Consider the following 14,736-nt stretch of genomic DNA (forward strand, 5'->3'; position numbering starts at 1 on the left):
CGAGCCTTCGGAGTCTGGTGCACCTGCCGGTGTCGACTGTCGCTCCCCTGGGCCTTGGGGGGACATTTAACTACCACGCCTCTCATCGGCGTGTACGACATGTACTCCGCCTCTCTCGCGGCCCGCCATTACGACGGGCTGTTCGTATCGGGGTTCGGGTTCGCCGCGTCCCATTACGGGCTGCCCGACATCGGATTCATCGCCTGGCCGGACATGGTTGCCTTCACGGAACGGCTGCGGTGGGCCTTTCCGAATCACCACCTGCTGGTGGACATCGACGACGGCTACGGCGACCCGGAAGCGCGTACTGGCCTCCAGAACCGATCTCGTGGTCGTCGCGCGGACCGATGCCACGGACGAGGCCGAGATCCTCGTCCGTGCCAAGGCACTCGCCGCCACCGACGCCGATGTCGTGCTGGTCGACGGAGTGCGCGATGTCGAGGCGATCCGGCGGATCCGGGCCTCCATCGGTGACAAGCCGCTGCTGTTCAACCAGATCGCCGGCGGCCGTTCGCCGCGGCTGTCGCTGACCGAACTGGCGGAGCTGAGTGTGCACGTGGCGATGAACAGCGCGCTGGAGGAACTCAGGGTCTCGGACGGGCGCCTCCCCGCCCCGGACAGCGGCACCGACGGCACCAGGGTCGGCGTCGCGGAGTCCATTGAGCTCGTGACCCACAACCTGCGGGGAAAACAAGGGGTTTGAGGCCGTTCCGGCCGATTCCGCGTGATCGACCGTGAGTAGAGTCGGACCATGGAATTCCGCAAGCTCGGCCGCAGCGGTCTGACGATCAGTGAGATCGCGTACGGCAACTGGCTCACCCACGGATCCCAGGTCGAGGAGGACGCGGCACTCGCCTGCGTACGGACCGCCCTCGACGCGGGGATCACCACCTTCGACACCGCCGACGTCTACGCGCAGACCCGGGCCGAATCCGTGCTCGGCCGGGCGCTGAAGGGCGAGCGGCGGGAGGGGTTGGAGATCTTCACCAAGGTCTACTTCCCGACCGGTCCCGGCCCCAACGACCGGGGCCTGGGCCGCAAGCACATCATGGAGTCGATCGACAACTCGCTGCGGAGGCTGCAGACCGAGTACGTCGACCTGTACCAGGCGCACCGCTACGACCCCACGGTGCCACTGGAGGAGACCATGGAGGCGTTCGCCGACGTGGTCCACTCCGGCAAGGCCCACTACATCGGCGTCTCCGAGTGGACCGCCGACCAGATCCGCGGCGCGCACGCGCTCGCCCGGGAGCTGCGCATCCCGCTGGTCTCCAGCCAGCCGCAGTACTCGATGCTGTGGCGGGTGATCGAGGACGAGATCGTGCCGACCTGCGAGGAACTCGGGCTCGGGCAGATCGTCTGGTCGCCCATCGCCCAGGGCGTCCTGACCGGCAAGTACGCGCCGGGTGCCCCGCTGCCGGCCGGGAGCCGCGCCACCGACGACAAGGGCGGCGCGGACATGATCGGCCGGTTCCTGCGGGACGACGTCCTGGAACGGGTCCAGCGGCTCAAGCCGCTCGCCGAGCAGGCCGAGCTGTCCCTCGCCCAACTCGCCGTGGCCTGGGTGCTGCAGAACCCCAACGTCTCCGCCGCCATCATCGGCGCCTCCCGCCCCGAGCAGGTCACCGAGAACGTCAAGGCCGCGGGGGTCAAGCTGGACGACGAGCTCATGCGGGCGATCGACACGCTCCTCGACCCGGTCGCGGAGCGCGGTACCGCCGAGGACTGACGCCGGGCCCTTCGCGCAGGTCGGCGGCCGCGACCATCCCCCATGCAACACACTGGACGGATGGAGTCCACGCCCCGCAAGAACCTGCGCGAAGAGCAGAAGATCCTCACGCATCGCCGGCTGCTCGACGCGGCCGTCACGGTGTTCACCGAGAAGCCGTTTCTCGATGCGCGGATGGAGGACATCGCCCAGGCCGCCGGGGTCACTCGGGTCACCGTCTACGCCCACTTCCCCGGCAAGGCCGAGATCGTCGACGCGCTGGTGGAGCGTGTGTACGGGGTGATGGGCGAGGCGTTCGCCGACCTGGCCGCGCTGCCGCGGTGGACCCGGGGCGCCATCAGGGCCTGGCTGGACGAGGCGGCGGCCCGCTGGCGGGATATGGCGCCCGTCCGCCGGGTCGCCAACGCGACGGCCCCGGCGGCACTCCGCAGTCTCGGTGAGGGCCGGGTGCAGTACGTCGAGGCGCACGAGCGCTATGTCGCCATGCTGGTCGGTCACCCCGAGCGCTGGCGGGGTGTCGATCCGGCGGAGGCCCGCCAGCGAGCGCTGATGGCCGTGCTGCAGACCGAGTCGTTCTTCTCCGCCTGGATCGCCGTCGAGTGGCCGCTGGAGACCGCCGACCCCTTGCATCTGCTGGCCGACTCGCTCTGTCACCTCCTCGCCCCCGCGCTGGAGAACGACAGCGCACCCTCGCCCGGCCTCTGACGCCACGTCAACTCGACGTAGCAAAAGGGTGGTTGCCCTTCGGAACCGAAGCCGAAGGGCAACCACCCGTGGAGCAGGGGCCGTTGGTCAGCCGGTCTCGCCGATCGTCGTCGCGCCGGCGGCCGGGTGGGTCGCCGCCGTGGCCTCCGGCTCCGTCTCGGCGTGCGGTGCGTGGGCGCGGATGCCGATCGTGACGAGGGCCACGGCCGCGGCCACCAGCATGCCGATGCCGCCGACGAGGGCGCAGGTGTGCAGCGCGTCCGTGAAGCTGGCGCCGTAGGCGGCGAGGGCCTGGCCCGTCGCCTCGCCGGTGTTGAGGTGGAGGAAGGCGCCCGCCTGGATGCCGACGCCGTTAACCAGGCCGATGACCTGGCCCTGGTCGGCCGGGTTGAGGCCGGAGGCGGCCACGTGTGCGGGCAGGGTGTCCAGGGTGCGGTTGGTGAGGACGACACCGAAGATGGCGGGGCCCAGCGCGCTGCCGATCTGGCGCAGGGCGCTGTTGGCGGAGCCGGCGGTGCTGCCCAGGCGCCGCGGGAGACTGTTCATCGCGATCGTGGTGATCGGGGCCATGGCCAGCGCGATACCGAGGCCGAGGACCGCGATGACCAGGACGGCCTCACCGGTTCCGGTGGTGGCGTCGAAGAGGTTCACCAGGAGCGCCCCGATGCCGCCGATCACCAGGCCGGTCGCCAGGACGAGGCCGGGCGAGAAGCGGTGCATGAGCCGCCCGACCACCGGGCCGAGGACGACGGTGAAGCCGTTGAGCGCGATCAGGCGGACCCCGATGTCCCAGGTCGAGGCGTGGTGGACCAGGCCGAAGTACTCGCTGAGCGAGAAGACCAGGCCGACCTGGGCGAACAGCGTGAGCGCCATGACGAGCGCGGCCCCGGAGAACGCCTTGGACTTGAAGAGGCGCATGTCCAGCATGGGGCAGCGTGAACGCAGTTCGACGAAGACGAAGGCCGGCAGCGCGAGGGCCGCCACGACGAACGCGGTGACGACCTCGGCCGAGCCCCAGCCCGGAGCGCCCCCGCCCTCGATGACGCCGTAGACGACGGCGGTGATGGCGACGATCGCGAGGAGCTGGCCGGGGATGTCGAGGTGGCGTTCGCGGTCCGAGCGGGAGTCGGCCAGGAGGAAGGCGCCGACGACGACCGTGACGGCGCCGATGGCCAGGGTGGGCAGGAAGATCCAGCGCCAGCTCGCGTGCTCCACGATCAGGCCGTTGAAGAGCGGGCCGAGGGTCAGCCCGAGGCCGAGGGCGGCCGTCCACAGGGCTATCGCGGCGCCCCGCTTGCGGTGGTCGGGGCAGACGTGGCTGATCAGACCGAGGGTCGCGGGGAGCAGGGCGGCGGTGCCGACGCCGGTCAGTGCCTGGCCGACGCAGACCTGGACGACGCTGTGCGCGGTGAGGGCGATGAGACAGCCGACGCAGGACAGCGTCAGACCGATCAGGTACATCTTTTTGCGGCCGAAGAGGTCACCGATGACACCGAAGGTCAGCAGCAGGGCGGCGGTCGGCAGGATGAAGGCGTCGGTGATCCACTGGAGCCCGGTGGTGGAGGCGTCAAGCGCCTGCTGGATCACGGCGAGCGCGACCGACACACCGACGACCGGCAGGTAGGAGACGAAGACTCCCACGCAGGCCAGCACGATGGTGGCGGTGACGTTCCGTGACGGGGAGTCCGGCTGAGGGGATGGAGGCGAGACTTCGGAGACCAGGGTCGGCATGGCACCTCATAAACGTCGTACGGGGGCGGATTGACCGGGTGTGAACTGCGCGTGGCGTTCCGTGCGTGGCTACGGCGGGGGTGACGGTGCCGACTCCGTCTGTCGCATCCCGCGGCCCGGAACTTGACGTGGTTGTTCGGCTTGAATCTCCATTGACGTAAGCCATTTCTTTTCGGGAAATCGCTTCGGACCGTATACCTGGGACCCGGTCCTGGAGATGCCGTTGGGCCTGCAAACTAAGGTGAACAGCGGTGACGACACACTGCTCTGCCGAGCGAGAACGCGCAGGTGGCGGGCTGTTCAGCCGGTCGCGACGTTGGTGGTGATCAGCCGGAGGAGCTGCTTGGCCAGGGCGTCCTGTTCGGGTGTGAGGCCCATGGCGTCGCCGATGGCGAGGGGTACGGCGGCGGCCCGCTCGCGCATCCGCTCCCCGGTGTCGGTGAGCCGGATGGCGACCGAGCGCTCGTCGTCGCGCCGGCGTTCGCGGCGCAGCAGACCGCTCGCCTCCAGCCGCTTCAGCAGCGGGGAGAGCGTGCTGGATTCGAGCTGGAGCGCGGTGCCCAGGTCCCGTACGGAGATCGAGTCCTGCTCCCAGAGGACGAGCATCACGAGGTACTGCGGGTAGGTCAGGCCGAGTCGGTCCAGCAGCGGGCGGTAGCGGGCGGTCACCGCGCGAGAGGCCGCGTACAGCGCGAAGCACAGTTGGTCGTCGAGGAGCAGCGATCCCTCGGCCGGTTCGGCGGCGGCTGGGCTCATGGTGCGGCTCCTCGCTCCGGTGCCTGCTTCAGGGCAATGGCCAGCTTATCGTTCAGGTCCGGCCGATTCTATCGAGCGCGCTTAAGTTGTGCACGACTTAGTCGCGCGCTACTCTCACCCTTGTGCCGCACCACCCACCCGTGGCACTCGATCCGAGGAGATCGTCATGACCGACAGCACCGCACCCCGTCCCGTCCTGGAACCCGCCGCCCAGGCGTTCGTCGAGGCGACAGCGAACCCTCCTTACCTCTTCGACCTCACCCCCGCCGAAGGCCGCAAGGCCGTCGACGACGTCCAGTCCGGCGACATCACCAAGCCCGCCGTCGACGAGGAATGGATCACCGTGCCCGGAGGACCGACCGGGCAGGTCAGGGCCCGGATCGTCCGCCCCGCCGGGGTCACCGGCACGCTTCCGGTGATCCTCTACATCCACGGCGCGGGCTGGGTCTTCGGCAACGCCCACACCCACGACCGCCTGGTGCGCGAACTCGCCGTCGGAGCGCGGGCCGCCGTGGTCTTCCCGGAGTACGACCTCTCCCCCGAGGCCCGCTACCCGGTCGCCATCGAGCAGAACTACACCGTCGCCCGGTGGATCGTGCAGGAGGGCGCGGCCAAGGGCCTGGACGGCGGCCGCATCGCCGTCGTCGGCGACTCCGTGGGCGGCAACATGTCCGCCGCACTCACCCTCATGGCCAAGGAACGCGGCGACGTCCCGCTCGTCCAGCAGGTGCTGTTCTACCCGGTCACCGACGCCGCCTTCGACACCGGCTCCTACCACCAGTTCGCGGAAGGCTACTTCCTGCGTCGCGACGGCATGCAGTGGTTCTGGGACCAATACACCACCGACGAAACCGAGCGCGCCCAGATCACCGCCTCCCCGCTCCGGGCGACCACCGAGCAGCTCATCGGACTGCCCCCGGCCCTCGTCATCACCGGCGAGGCCGACGTCCTGCGCGACGAGGGCGAGGCCTACGCCAACAAGCTCCGCGAAGCCGGGGTCGCTGTCACCGCCGTCCGCTTCCAGGGCATCATCCACGACTTCGTCATGCTCAACGCCCTGCGCGAGACCCACGCCGCCGAGGCCGCCATCACCATGGCGATCCAGACCCTGCGCGAGGCACTCGCCGCCAACTGACGCACGATGCCCTGGAGTTGACGCCTCGTCAGTCGGCCAGCATCTTCGTCAACACCGCGCGCTGCACCGGGAGTACCTCGCCGTGCAGCGCGCGCCCCTTCTCGGTGAGGGTGACCCGCACACCCCGCCGGTCCTCCGCACACAGGCCGCGCTCGACCAGGCCGTCCTTCTCCAGCCGGGCGATCAGACGGGAGAGGGCGCTCTGGCTGAGGTGGACGCGCTCGGAGATCTCCTGGACGCGGAACGCGCACGATCCGCCGGACAGTACGTCCAGCACCTCGAAGTCGCTGCCGCACAGGCCGTGTTGATGCAGAGCACGGTCGAGTTCGCACTGTGTGCGGGCGTGCAGCGCCAGCATCTCCCGCCACTGGTGCACGAGCGCCTGCTCGGCCTTCTTCGCCGCCATGACAGCGCACCGTAGCAGAGAAGCCGCTTTGTTGCATCGTAATTAAATGCGTTTGCATTCGATGCATACGCATGTAGTCTCTGCGGCATGACCTCTCCGCTCACCCCTCCGCTGTCCGAGGGACGCTGGACCCCACGGCTGTGGGGCACCCTGCTGGTGCTCTGCGCCGCGATGTTCCTGGACGCGCTCGACGTGTCGATGGTCGGCGTCGCCCTGCCCTCCATCGGTTCCGAACTCGACCTCTCCACCTCGACGCTCCAATGGATCGTCAGCGGCTACATCCTGGGATACGGCGGGCTGCTCCTCCTCGGCGGCCGGACCGCCGACCTGCTCGGCCGCCGCCAGGTCTTCCTGGTCGCCCTCGGTGTCTTCGCGGTGGCCTCCCTGCTCGGCGGCCTCGTCGACTCGGGCCCGTTGCTGATCGCCAGCCGCTTCATCAAGGGCCTCAGCGCCGCCTTCACGGCACCCGCCGGCCTGTCGATCATCACCACGACCTTCGCCGAGGGCCCGCTGCGCAACCGCGCCCTGTCCATCTACACCACCTGTGCCGCCACCGGCTTCTCGATGGGGCTGGTCCTCTCCGGCCTGCTCACCGAGGCCAGTTGGCGCCTGACCATGCTGCTGCCCGCACCGATCGCCCTGCTCGCCCTCCTCGCCGGCCTGAAGCTGCTGCCGCGCAGCGAACGCGAGAAGGACCACAACGGCTACGACGTCCCGGGCGCCGTCCTCGGCACCGCGTCGATGCTGCTGCTCGTCTTCACCGTCGTACAGGCCCCGGAGGTCGGGTGGGCATCGGCCCGAACTCTCCTGTCGTTCCTGGCGGTTGCCGTCCTGCTGACCGTGTTCGTGTTCGTCGAGCGGCGCTCCGCCGGGCCGTTGATCCGGCTCGGGGTACTGCGCTCCGGCAACCAGATCCGCGCACAGCTCGGCGCGATGACCCTCTTCGGGTCGTACGTCGGCTTCCAGTTCCTGGTCACGCTGTACATGCAACAGCTGCTCGGCTGGTCGGCGTTGCACACGGCACTCGCCTTCCTGCCGGCCGGTGCCCTGGTGGCGGCGTCCTCGACGAAGATGGGCGCGATCGTCGACCGGTTCGGCACCCAGCGGCTGATCGTGGTGGGCTTCGCGCTGATGGTCGTGGGGTACGCCCTCTTCCTTCGAGTCAGCGTCGATCCCGGGTACGCCTCGGTCATCCTGCCGTCGATGCTGCTGATCGGCGCGGCCTTCGCGCTGGTCTTCCCCTCGCTCAACATCCAGGCCACCAACGGGGTCGAGGATCACGAACAGGGCATGGTCTCCGGGCTGTTGAACACCTCGGTGCAGGTGGGCGGCGCGATCTTCCTGGCCGTCGTGACGGCCGTGGTCACCGCCCACGCCCCCGCGCACGCCACCCCGCAGGCGGTGCTGGACAGTTACCGGCCCGGACTGGTCGTGGTGACGGGCATCGCGCTCGCCGGGTTGCTGATCACGCTGCCCGGGCTGCGCGGCCGCGGTGGCCGGCAGTCGCAGTCCATCGTGGTCGCCAAGTCCACCGCGACGGAGGCGGAAGCGGAGCGCGTGGCGGTCCGCGACTAGGGGGACGCCTCCACTGAGTGTGCGCCCGGCGGGCTTCGTTGCCCCGCCGGGCGCACACGTGTGAGACTTCCGGGATGACCACGACCGGGGGACGGCGCACTCAGGCCGAGCGGGACGCGATGACCGTCGAGATCGGATACGCGCTGGCCAGCGCGGTGTTCGTGGCTGCGGTGCTCTTCGGGGCGGTCGCCGGTCCCGCGCTGCTGTTCGAACTTCCGCGTACCGTCGAGACGTTGCTGGTGCGCGGGGCGCTCGTGCTCGTGCCGGTCGTGTTCCTCGCCCGGGTGGTGACCGTGCTGTACGGGTACCGGCAGGGCGCGGGTCAGCCCAGCCAGCCGGGGCGGACCAACCCCGACTCGTAGGCGAGTACGACCAGTTGGGCCCGGTCGCGGGCGCCCAGTTTCACCATCGTGCGGCTGACGTGCGTCTTGGCGGTGAGGGGGCTGACGACCAGGCGGCGGGCGATCTCCTCGTTGGAGAGGCCGATGCCGACCAGGGCCATCACCTCCCGTTCCCGCTCGGTGAGTTCGGTCAGCGCGTCGGCGGTCGCGGGCTCCTTGGAGCGGGCCGCGAACTCGGCGATCAGCCGTCGGGTGACACCGGGCGACAGCAGTGCGTCGCCCTCGACCACCGCCCTTACCGCGCGCAGGAGTTCGTCCGGTTCGGTGTCCTTGACCAGGAAGCCGGAGGCGCCGGAGCGGATCGCCTCGAAGACGTACTCGTCGAGTTCGAACGTGGTCAGCATGACGACCTTCACGTCCTTCAGGCCGCCGTCGCCGGTGATACGGCGGGTCGCGGCCAGGCCGTCGAGCAGCGGCATGCGGATGTCCATCAGGACGACGTCCGGGCGCAGTTCGCCCACCTTGCGCACGGCCTCCTCGCCGTCGGAGGCCTCGCCGGACACCTCGATGTCGGGCTGGGCGTCCAGCAGCGCCTTGAACCCGGCCCGGACCAGTGACTGGTCGTCGGCGAGCAGTACGCGGATCACCGGTCGTCCTCCTTCGCCTGTGTCGTCAGGGGCAGTACGGCGAGCACCCGGAAGCCGCCGTCCGGGCGCGGGCCCGCCTCGATCGTGCCACCGAGGGCGGCGGCCCGCTCCCGCATCCCGGCCAGTCCGTTGCCGCTGCCTCCCGCGTCCGCGCCGGTCGCGGGTCCGTCGTCGTCGATGCGCAGCCGTAGCTCCCGGGGGTTGTGATCGACGTGCACGCGCGCGTGCCGCGACCCGGAATGCCGTACGACATTGGTGAGAGCCTCCTGGACGATGCGGAAGGCGGCGAGGTCGGTGCCGGGCGGGAGGCGGGGCGGTGTGCCGTCGAGTTCGACGGTGAGGCCGGCGCTCGCCGCCTGCTGCACCAGTTCGGGCAGCCGGTCGAGGCCGGGGGCCGGGGCCCGCGGTGCGTCGCCCGGGGTGCGCAGGGTGTCGAGGACCTGGCGGACCTCGCCGAGCGCCTCCTTGCTTGCGGCCTTGATGGTGGTGAGGGCCGTGCGGGCCTGCTCGGGGTCGGAGTCGAGGAGCGCTAGGCCGACACCTGCCTGGACGTTGATGACGGAGATGCTGTGGGCCAGGACGTCGTGGAGTTCGCGGGCCATCCTCAGTCGTTCCTCGTCGGCACGGCGGCGGGCCGCCTGGGCGCGTTCGGCGCGGTCGCGGGCCCACTGTTCGCGGCGGGTCCGGGCCAGTTCGGAGATCGTGGCGATGGCCACCACCCAGGTGGCGACGGCCACTTCACCGCTCCACGGCATTCCGTGGTCGTGCTGCGGGGGCAGCCACCGGTAGAGCCAGTGCGCGACCAGGAGATGCGCCGCCCACAGCACGCCGAGCGCGGTCCAGGCCGCCCAGCGCCGCCCGGCGACGACAGCGCCGAAGCAGCCGAGGGCGACGGTCAGGAAGACGGGGCCGTAGGGATATCCGGCGCCCAGGTAGAGGACGGCGAAGAGCACGGTGCCGAAGGCGACCGGCACGGGGTACCGGTGGCGCCACAGGAGCAGCGCCGATCCGGCGACGAGCAGCACGCGCGCGTAGATGTCGAGCGGGACCCGGTCCTGCTGGCTGTGCGAGGCGAAGTTGCTGCCGATCAGCACGAACACGGTGACCAGCAAGGTGGAGCGCCACGGCCACCGGTGCGGCGCCGCCGGCTCGCCCTCCGGGCGGTTCCACCACGGCGGTCCGTAGCGCCACCACCGGGGTGGCGCTCCGCCGCGTACACGCTGCTCGTCCATGCACGTCACGCTAGACGCCGGGCGGCGCTGGGGGCGTCAGCCCGGCGGGGTGATCACGCGTACTTCCCGGGGAGTACGTCTTTGGGTCAGCCGTCGCTGAGACCCACTCCGAGGGCGAGTCGCCGTACCGAGTGGTGGAAGAACCGCTCGCGGTCCTCCACGACGCGGTGGAACTGGCCGAAGAGTTCGAAGCCGACCAGGCCGTAGAGCTCGGCCCAGGCGGCGACGAGGGCCACGGCCGTCGCGGGTGGGAGGTCGGTGGCGAAGTCCGCGACCATGCGTTCCCCCTCGGGGCGGAGCTCGGCCGGGAGCGGGGGTTCGGTCAGGGTGCCGGCCCGGTGGGCGTCCTGGGCGATGCCGATCAGGAGGAGGCCGATCCGGGCGGCGGCCGGGACCGTCGTCTCGGGCGCGACGTAGCCGGGCACGGGTGTGCCGTAGATCAGCGCGTACTCGTGCGGATGCCCGAGCGCCCAGCCGCGCACGGCCTCGCACACAGTCGTCCAGCGTCGCAGCGGCCCGTCGTCCGCCACCGCGGAATGCGCCGTCTCCACGGTCTCCCCGAGGGAGTCGTACGCGTCGATGATGAGAGCGGTCAGCAGGTCGTCGCGGCTGGGGAAATACCGGTACAGGGCGGAGGAGACCATGCCCAGCTCACGGGCGACCGCGCGCAGCGAGAGCTTGACGGCGCCCTCTGCGACGAGCTGTCTGCGGGCCTCGTCCTTGATGGCTGCGGTGACCTCGATCCTGGCGCGGGCGCGGGCCCCTTGTGTGGTGCTCATACGAGCCAGTGTGCCATGGAATCGGAGCAGTGCACACAAACGAGAGCGGCGAACAAAAAGGAGAGCAGTGCTCTTGCGCTGGATCACCGATCCGATGCAGACTGATGCCAAGCGAGAGCAGTGCTCACAAAAGTGAGCGACGCTCTCCATGACCTTGGGAGTCACCATGAGCACGCACGTTCAGAAGCCCGGCTGGTTCACCGTGAACGTCTTCAACCGCGCCGTCGCCTGGTTCACCCGCCGCGGTCTCAGCGTCTGGGGTTCACGGGTGCTGGCGGTCCGCGGCCGCAAGAGCGGCGAGTGGCGGACCACCCCGGTGAACCTGCTGACGGTGGACGGCCAGCAGTACCTCGTCGCTCCGCGCGGACACGTCCAGTGGACGCACAACATGCGGGCGGCGGGCGGCGGCGAGCTGCGGCTCGGCAAGAAGGTGGACGCGTTCACCGCGACCGAGGTCACCGACGACGACAAGGTGCCGCTGCTGCGCGCCTACCTCAAGCGCTGGAAGGCCGAGGTCGGCGTGTTCTTCGGAGGAGTCGGCCCCGACTCCTCCGACGACGAGCTGCGGCGGATCGCCCCCGACCACCCCGTCTTCCACGTCACGGTCAGGAGCTGACCTCGCCCTCCGCGGGCTCATCGGGCGCGACGGGTTCCCCGATCCTGCGGTCGAAGGCGGTCAGCGCGCGCTGTGCCATGGGGTGGCTGCGCACCAGCTCGCCGAGCGTGGTCGAGCCCCGGGTGATGTCCATGAAGGCCTTCCAGGCAGGCCGGAAGCCGGTGAGGGCGGCGTGGAACAGACCGGGGCGCCGCTCGAAGACGGCCAGCATGGTCTTGCCGACCTTCATCTCCACGCCGAGCCCCGCCTTGATCGCGAACGCGTAGTTCAGGGCCTGGCGGCGGGTGTCCACGGCGTCGTGCGCCTCGGCGATCCGCACCGCCCACTCCCCCGCGAGCCGGCCCGACCGCAGCGCGAAGGAGATGCCCTCCCGGGTCCACGGCTCCAACAGCCCCGCCGCGTCCCCGCACACCAGCACCCGCCCGCGCGAGAGCGGCGAGTCGTCGGCGCGGCACCGGGTCAAGTGCCCTGAGGAGATGCTCGGTTCGAAGCCGGCGAGCCCGAGCCGGGCGACGAAGTCCTCCAAGTACCGCTTGGTGGCGGCGCCTTCACCGCGCGCGGAGATCACCCCGACCGTGAGCGTGTCGCCCTTGGGGAAGACCCAGCCGTAACTGCCGGGCATCGGGCCCCAGTCGATGAGCACCCGCCCCTTCCAGTCCTCGGCGACCGTCTCCGGCACCGGGATCTCCGCCTCCAGGCCCAGGTCCACCTGGTCGACCTTGACGCCGACGTGGGCCCCTATGCGGCTGGCGCTGCCGTCGGCGCCGACGACGGCCCGCGCGAGCACCGTCTCGCCGCTCTGGAGGACCAGGGCGACCGTGCGCCGGTCCGGCACCGCGGAGCCGTGCTGCTCGACCCGTGTCACTGTGGCGCCGGTGCGCAGCTCGGCGCCGGCCTTCTGCGCGTGCTCGACGAGCTGCTGGTCGAACTCGGGCCGGTTGATCAGCCCGAACAGCATCTGCCGGGACCGGCGGGTCCGCGTGAAGCGCCCGTTGTTCGAGAACGTTATGGCGTGTACGCGGTCCTTCAACGGCAGCTCGAAGCCGGGTGGCAGCGAGTCGCGCGAGGGTCCGATGATGCCGCCGCCGCACGTCTTGTAGCGCGGCAGCTCGGCTTTCTCCAGCAACAGCACGCGCCGTCCCGCGACCGCCGCCGCATAGGCGGCCGAGGCCCCCGCGGGTCCCGCGCCCACCACGACGACGTCCCACACCCGCTGTTCGTCGTCCGCCGAAGAGTTCTCGCTGCTCACGATGGTCTACTGCTCCCGATCAAGCCGCTGCCGCACCTGTCCCCCGCATCCTACGGCGGACATCGCCACAGGCCGTTGTGGGAGGATCGACGGCATCATTCGTACAACGTCGCACCCACAAGGAGCGTGCCCATGTCGTCGAATCCGGTCGCCGAGACCGTCGCCTCGCTGATGCCCACGGCGCGGAGAGAGCTCACCGAGCTGGTGGCTTTCAAATCGGTGGCGGACTTCGACCAGTTCCCGAAGAGCGAGAGCGAGGGCGCCGCGAACTGGGTCGCCGACGCGCTGCGCACCGAGGGCTTCCAGGACGTGGCGGTGCTCGACACCCCGGACGGCACCCAGTCGGTGTACGGCTACCTGCCCGGCCCCGAGGGCGCGAAGACCGTGCTCCTGTACGCCCACTACGACGTGCAGCCGCCGCTGGACGAGTCCGCGTGGACGACCCCGCCGTTCGAACTGACCGAGCGCGACGGCCGCTGGTACGGGCGCGGTGCCGCCGACTGCAAGGGCGGCGTGATCATGCACCTGCTCGCGCTGCGCGCCCTCAAGGCCAACGGCGGTGTCCCGGTGCACGTCAAGGTGATCGCCGAGGGCTCGGAGGAACAGGGCACGGGGGGCCTGGAGCGGTACGCCGAGGAAAACCCCGAGGTGCTGAAGGCCGACACGATCGTGATCGGCGACGCGGGCAACTTCCGGGTCGGTCTGCCGACGGTCACCGCCACCCTGCGGGGCATGACGATGGTGCGCGTGCAGATCGACACCCTCGAAGGCAACCTGCACTCGGGCCAGTTCGGCGGCGCCGCGCCCGACGCGCTGGCCGCGCTGATCCGTGTACTGGACTCGCTGCGCGCGGAAGACGGCTCGACGACGGTCGACGGCCTGCCGGCCCAGGCATCCTGGGACGGACTCGCGTACGAGGAGCAGCAGTTCCGCGCCGACGCCAAGGTGCTGGACGGCGTCGAGCTGATCGGATCCGGCGCGGTCGCCGACCGGATCTGGGCGCGCCCGGCCGTCACGGTCCTCGGCATCGACTGCCCGCCGGTCGTCGGCGCCACCCCGTCCGTGCAGGCCGGCGCCCGCGCGCTGGTCAGCCTCCGTGTCCCGCCGGGCATGGACGCCGTCGAGGCCGCCAAGCTGCTCCAGGCCCATCTGGAGGCACACACCCCCTGGGGCGCCCGGGTCCGCGTCGAGCAGATCGGTCAGGGCCAGCCCTTCAGCGCCGACACGACCAGCCCGGCGTACACGGCGATGGCCGACGCGATGGCGGTCGCCTACCCCGGCCAGGAGATGCAGTACGCCGGCCAGGGCGGCTCCATCCCCCTCTGCAACACCCTCGCGGCCCTCTACCCGCAGGCCGAGATCCTCCTCATCGGCCTCAGCGAGCCGGAGGCGCAGATCCACGCGGTGAACGAGAGTGTGTCGCCGGAGGAGTTGGAGCGGCTGTCGGTGGCGGAGGCGCTCTTCCTGCGGAACTACGCGGGCAACTGAGCGCGTACCGAACCTCGTTGAGGAAGGGCACCGAGACCATGCGGTTCGTCTTCACCGGCCGGGTGATCGAGTGGCGCGGCCCGTCGCCGTACTACTTCGTCCCCGTGCCGGACGAGGAGTCGGCGGACATCCGTGAGGTCGCCACCATGGCCTCGTACGGCTGGGGTGTGATTCCCGTCGAGGCCCGGATCGGCGAGGTCGGCTTCACGACGTCGCTCTTCCCCAAGGACGGTGGCTATCTGCTGCCCCTCAAGACAGCTGTACGCAAGCCCCAGGGTCTCGCGGCGGACGACGAGGTGACCGTGGAGATGACGGTCCGCCTCCAACTCGGGGCCGCCTGAACGAGG

At 70.4% G+C, this 14,736-nt stretch carries 15 protein-coding genes and 1 pseudogene; 9 read left to right on the forward strand and 7 right to left on the reverse strand.

Annotated features, from left to right (window positions below):
- Positions 1-36 precede the first annotated feature (36 nt).
- From AB0M63_RS18375 to AB0M63_RS18385, 3 genes and pseudogenes are all read left to right on the forward strand, one after another.
- Positions 37-703 (forward strand): annotated as a pseudogene (locus AB0M63_RS18375) (carboxyvinyl-carboxyphosphonate phosphorylmutase).
- A 48-nt stretch (positions 704-751) separates the two neighbouring features.
- Positions 752-1,729, forward strand: coding sequence for an aldo/keto reductase family protein (locus AB0M63_RS18380; RefSeq protein ID WP_366020097.1), 978 nt, complete (start codon positions 752-754; stop codon positions 1,727-1,729).
- Between the two features lie 60 nt (positions 1,730-1,789).
- Positions 1,790-2,434, forward strand: a complete 645-nt coding sequence (locus AB0M63_RS18385) for a helix-turn-helix domain-containing protein (protein ID WP_366020098.1) — start codon at positions 1,790-1,792, stop codon at positions 2,432-2,434.
- 87 nt (positions 2,435-2,521) lie between these two features.
- Here AB0M63_RS18385 and AB0M63_RS18390 read toward each other — a convergent pair whose 3' ends face one another.
- Positions 2,522-4,165, reverse strand: a complete 1,644-nt coding sequence (locus AB0M63_RS18390) for an MFS transporter (RefSeq protein WP_366020099.1) — start codon at positions 4,163-4,165, stop codon at positions 2,522-2,524.
- Positions 4,166-4,465: 300 nt separating this feature from the next.
- Positions 4,466-4,921, reverse strand: a complete 456-nt coding sequence (locus AB0M63_RS18395) for a MarR family transcriptional regulator (protein WP_355901704.1) — start codon at positions 4,919-4,921, stop codon at positions 4,466-4,468.
- Positions 4,922-5,087: 166 nt separating this feature from the next.
- Here AB0M63_RS18395 and AB0M63_RS18400 point away from each other — a divergent pair, with 166 nt between their 5' ends.
- Positions 5,088-6,056 (forward strand): alpha/beta hydrolase, encoded by a 969-nt coding sequence (locus tag AB0M63_RS18400; protein ID WP_366020100.1) that lies wholly within the window; start codon positions 5,088-5,090, stop codon positions 6,054-6,056.
- Between the two features lie 28 nt (positions 6,057-6,084).
- Here AB0M63_RS18400 and AB0M63_RS18405 read toward each other — a convergent pair whose 3' ends face one another.
- Positions 6,085-6,462, reverse strand: a complete 378-nt coding sequence (locus tag AB0M63_RS18405) for a MarR family transcriptional regulator (RefSeq protein WP_355901706.1) — start codon at positions 6,460-6,462, stop codon at positions 6,085-6,087.
- An 87-nt stretch (positions 6,463-6,549) separates the two neighbouring features.
- Between AB0M63_RS18405 and AB0M63_RS18410 the strand changes: the two genes are divergently transcribed.
- Both AB0M63_RS18410 and AB0M63_RS18415 read left to right on the forward strand, forming a co-directional pair.
- Positions 6,550-8,037 (forward strand): MFS transporter, encoded by a 1,488-nt coding sequence (locus tag AB0M63_RS18410; RefSeq protein WP_366020101.1) that lies wholly within the window; start codon positions 6,550-6,552, stop codon positions 8,035-8,037.
- 74 nt (positions 8,038-8,111) lie between these two features.
- The gene (locus tag AB0M63_RS18415; protein ID WP_355901708.1) at positions 8,112-8,399 is read left to right on the forward strand and encodes a DUF6332 family protein; all 288 of its coding nucleotides are present in this window, start codon (positions 8,112-8,114) and stop codon (positions 8,397-8,399) included.
- Here the strand turns inward: AB0M63_RS18415 and AB0M63_RS18420 are convergent.
- The 3 genes from AB0M63_RS18420 to AB0M63_RS18430 form a co-directional block, all read right to left on the reverse strand.
- Positions 8,360-9,025 carry a response regulator transcription factor gene (locus tag AB0M63_RS18420; RefSeq protein WP_355901709.1) on the reverse strand — a complete coding sequence of 222 codons (666 nt, stop codon included), beginning with the start codon at positions 9,023-9,025 and terminating at the stop codon, positions 8,360-8,362. The two genes, AB0M63_RS18415 and AB0M63_RS18420, sit on opposite strands and share 40 nt — an antisense overlap.
- Positions 9,022-10,257 carry a sensor histidine kinase gene (locus AB0M63_RS18425; protein WP_366020102.1) on the reverse strand — a complete coding sequence of 412 codons (1,236 nt, stop codon included), beginning with the start codon at positions 10,255-10,257 and terminating at the stop codon, positions 9,022-9,024. The genes AB0M63_RS18420 and AB0M63_RS18425 overlap by 4 nt, the downstream gene beginning before the upstream one ends.
- An 86-nt stretch (positions 10,258-10,343) precedes the next feature.
- The gene (locus AB0M63_RS18430; protein WP_366020103.1) at positions 10,344-11,036 is read right to left on the reverse strand and encodes a TetR/AcrR family transcriptional regulator; all 693 of its coding nucleotides are present in this window, start codon (positions 11,034-11,036) and stop codon (positions 10,344-10,346) included.
- 166 nt (positions 11,037-11,202) lie between these two features.
- Between AB0M63_RS18430 and AB0M63_RS18435 the strand changes: the two genes are divergently transcribed.
- Positions 11,203-11,652 carry a nitroreductase family deazaflavin-dependent oxidoreductase gene (locus AB0M63_RS18435; protein WP_355901712.1) on the forward strand — a complete coding sequence of 150 codons (450 nt, stop codon included), beginning with the start codon at positions 11,203-11,205 and terminating at the stop codon, positions 11,650-11,652.
- On the opposite strand, the gene AB0M63_RS18440 is transcribed toward AB0M63_RS18435, so the two are convergent.
- The gene (locus AB0M63_RS18440) at positions 11,642-12,901 is read right to left on the reverse strand and encodes a geranylgeranyl reductase family protein (protein WP_355901713.1); all 1,260 of its coding nucleotides are present in this window, start codon (positions 12,899-12,901) and stop codon (positions 11,642-11,644) included. The two genes, AB0M63_RS18435 and AB0M63_RS18440, sit on opposite strands and share 11 nt — an antisense overlap.
- Positions 12,902-13,033: 132 nt before the next feature.
- Between AB0M63_RS18440 and AB0M63_RS18445 the strand changes: the two genes are divergently transcribed.
- Positions 13,034-14,389: a dipeptidase gene (locus AB0M63_RS18445; RefSeq protein ID WP_355901714.1), complete on the forward strand. Its 1,356-nt coding sequence runs from the start codon at positions 13,034-13,036 to the stop codon at positions 14,387-14,389.
- Between the two features lie 38 nt (positions 14,390-14,427).
- Positions 14,428-14,730 carry a DUF1905 domain-containing protein gene (locus AB0M63_RS18450; RefSeq protein WP_355901850.1) on the forward strand — a complete coding sequence of 101 codons (303 nt, stop codon included), beginning with the start codon at positions 14,428-14,430 and terminating at the stop codon, positions 14,728-14,730.
- Positions 14,731-14,736: the final 6 nt, after the last annotated feature.

This window comes from Streptomyces sp. NPDC051576 (assembly GCF_040681835.1).
GTDB lineage: Bacteria > Actinomycetota > Actinomycetes > Streptomycetales > Streptomycetaceae > Streptomyces.

Bases quoted from the DNA above. Each gene is read 5' to 3' on its own strand.
- AB0M63_RS18380 (WP_366020097.1), top strand. From the start codon at position 752: ATGGAATTCCGCAAGCTCGGCCGCAGCGGTCTGACGATCAGTGAGATC.
- AB0M63_RS18385 (WP_366020098.1), top strand. From the start codon at position 1,790: ATGGAGTCCACGCCCCGCAAGAACCTGCGCGAAGAGCAGAAGATCCTC.
- AB0M63_RS18390 (WP_366020099.1), bottom strand. From the start codon at position 4,165: ATGCCGACCCTGGTCTCCGAAGTCTCGCCTCCATCCCCTCAGCCGGAC.
- AB0M63_RS18395 (WP_355901704.1), bottom strand. From the start codon at position 4,921: ATGAGCCCAGCCGCCGCCGAACCGGCCGAGGGATCGCTGCTCCTCGAC.
- AB0M63_RS18400 (WP_366020100.1), top strand. From the start codon at position 5,088: ATGACCGACAGCACCGCACCCCGTCCCGTCCTGGAACCCGCCGCCCAG.
- AB0M63_RS18405 (WP_355901706.1), bottom strand. From the start codon at position 6,462: ATGGCGGCGAAGAAGGCCGAGCAGGCGCTCGTGCACCAGTGGCGGGAG.
- AB0M63_RS18410 (WP_366020101.1), top strand. From the start codon at position 6,550: ATGACCTCTCCGCTCACCCCTCCGCTGTCCGAGGGACGCTGGACCCCA.
- AB0M63_RS18415 (WP_355901708.1), top strand. From the start codon at position 8,112: ATGACCACGACCGGGGGACGGCGCACTCAGGCCGAGCGGGACGCGATG.
- AB0M63_RS18425 (WP_366020102.1), bottom strand. From the start codon at position 10,257: ATGGACGAGCAGCGTGTACGCGGCGGAGCGCCACCCCGGTGGTGGCGC.
- AB0M63_RS18430 (WP_366020103.1), bottom strand. From the start codon at position 11,036: ATGAGCACCACACAAGGGGCCCGCGCCCGCGCCAGGATCGAGGTCACC.
- AB0M63_RS18435 (WP_355901712.1), top strand. From the start codon at position 11,203: ATGAGCACGCACGTTCAGAAGCCCGGCTGGTTCACCGTGAACGTCTTC.
- AB0M63_RS18445 (WP_355901714.1), top strand. From the start codon at position 13,034: ATGTCGTCGAATCCGGTCGCCGAGACCGTCGCCTCGCTGATGCCCACG.
- AB0M63_RS18450 (WP_355901850.1), top strand. From the start codon at position 14,428: ATGCGGTTCGTCTTCACCGGCCGGGTGATCGAGTGGCGCGGCCCGTCG.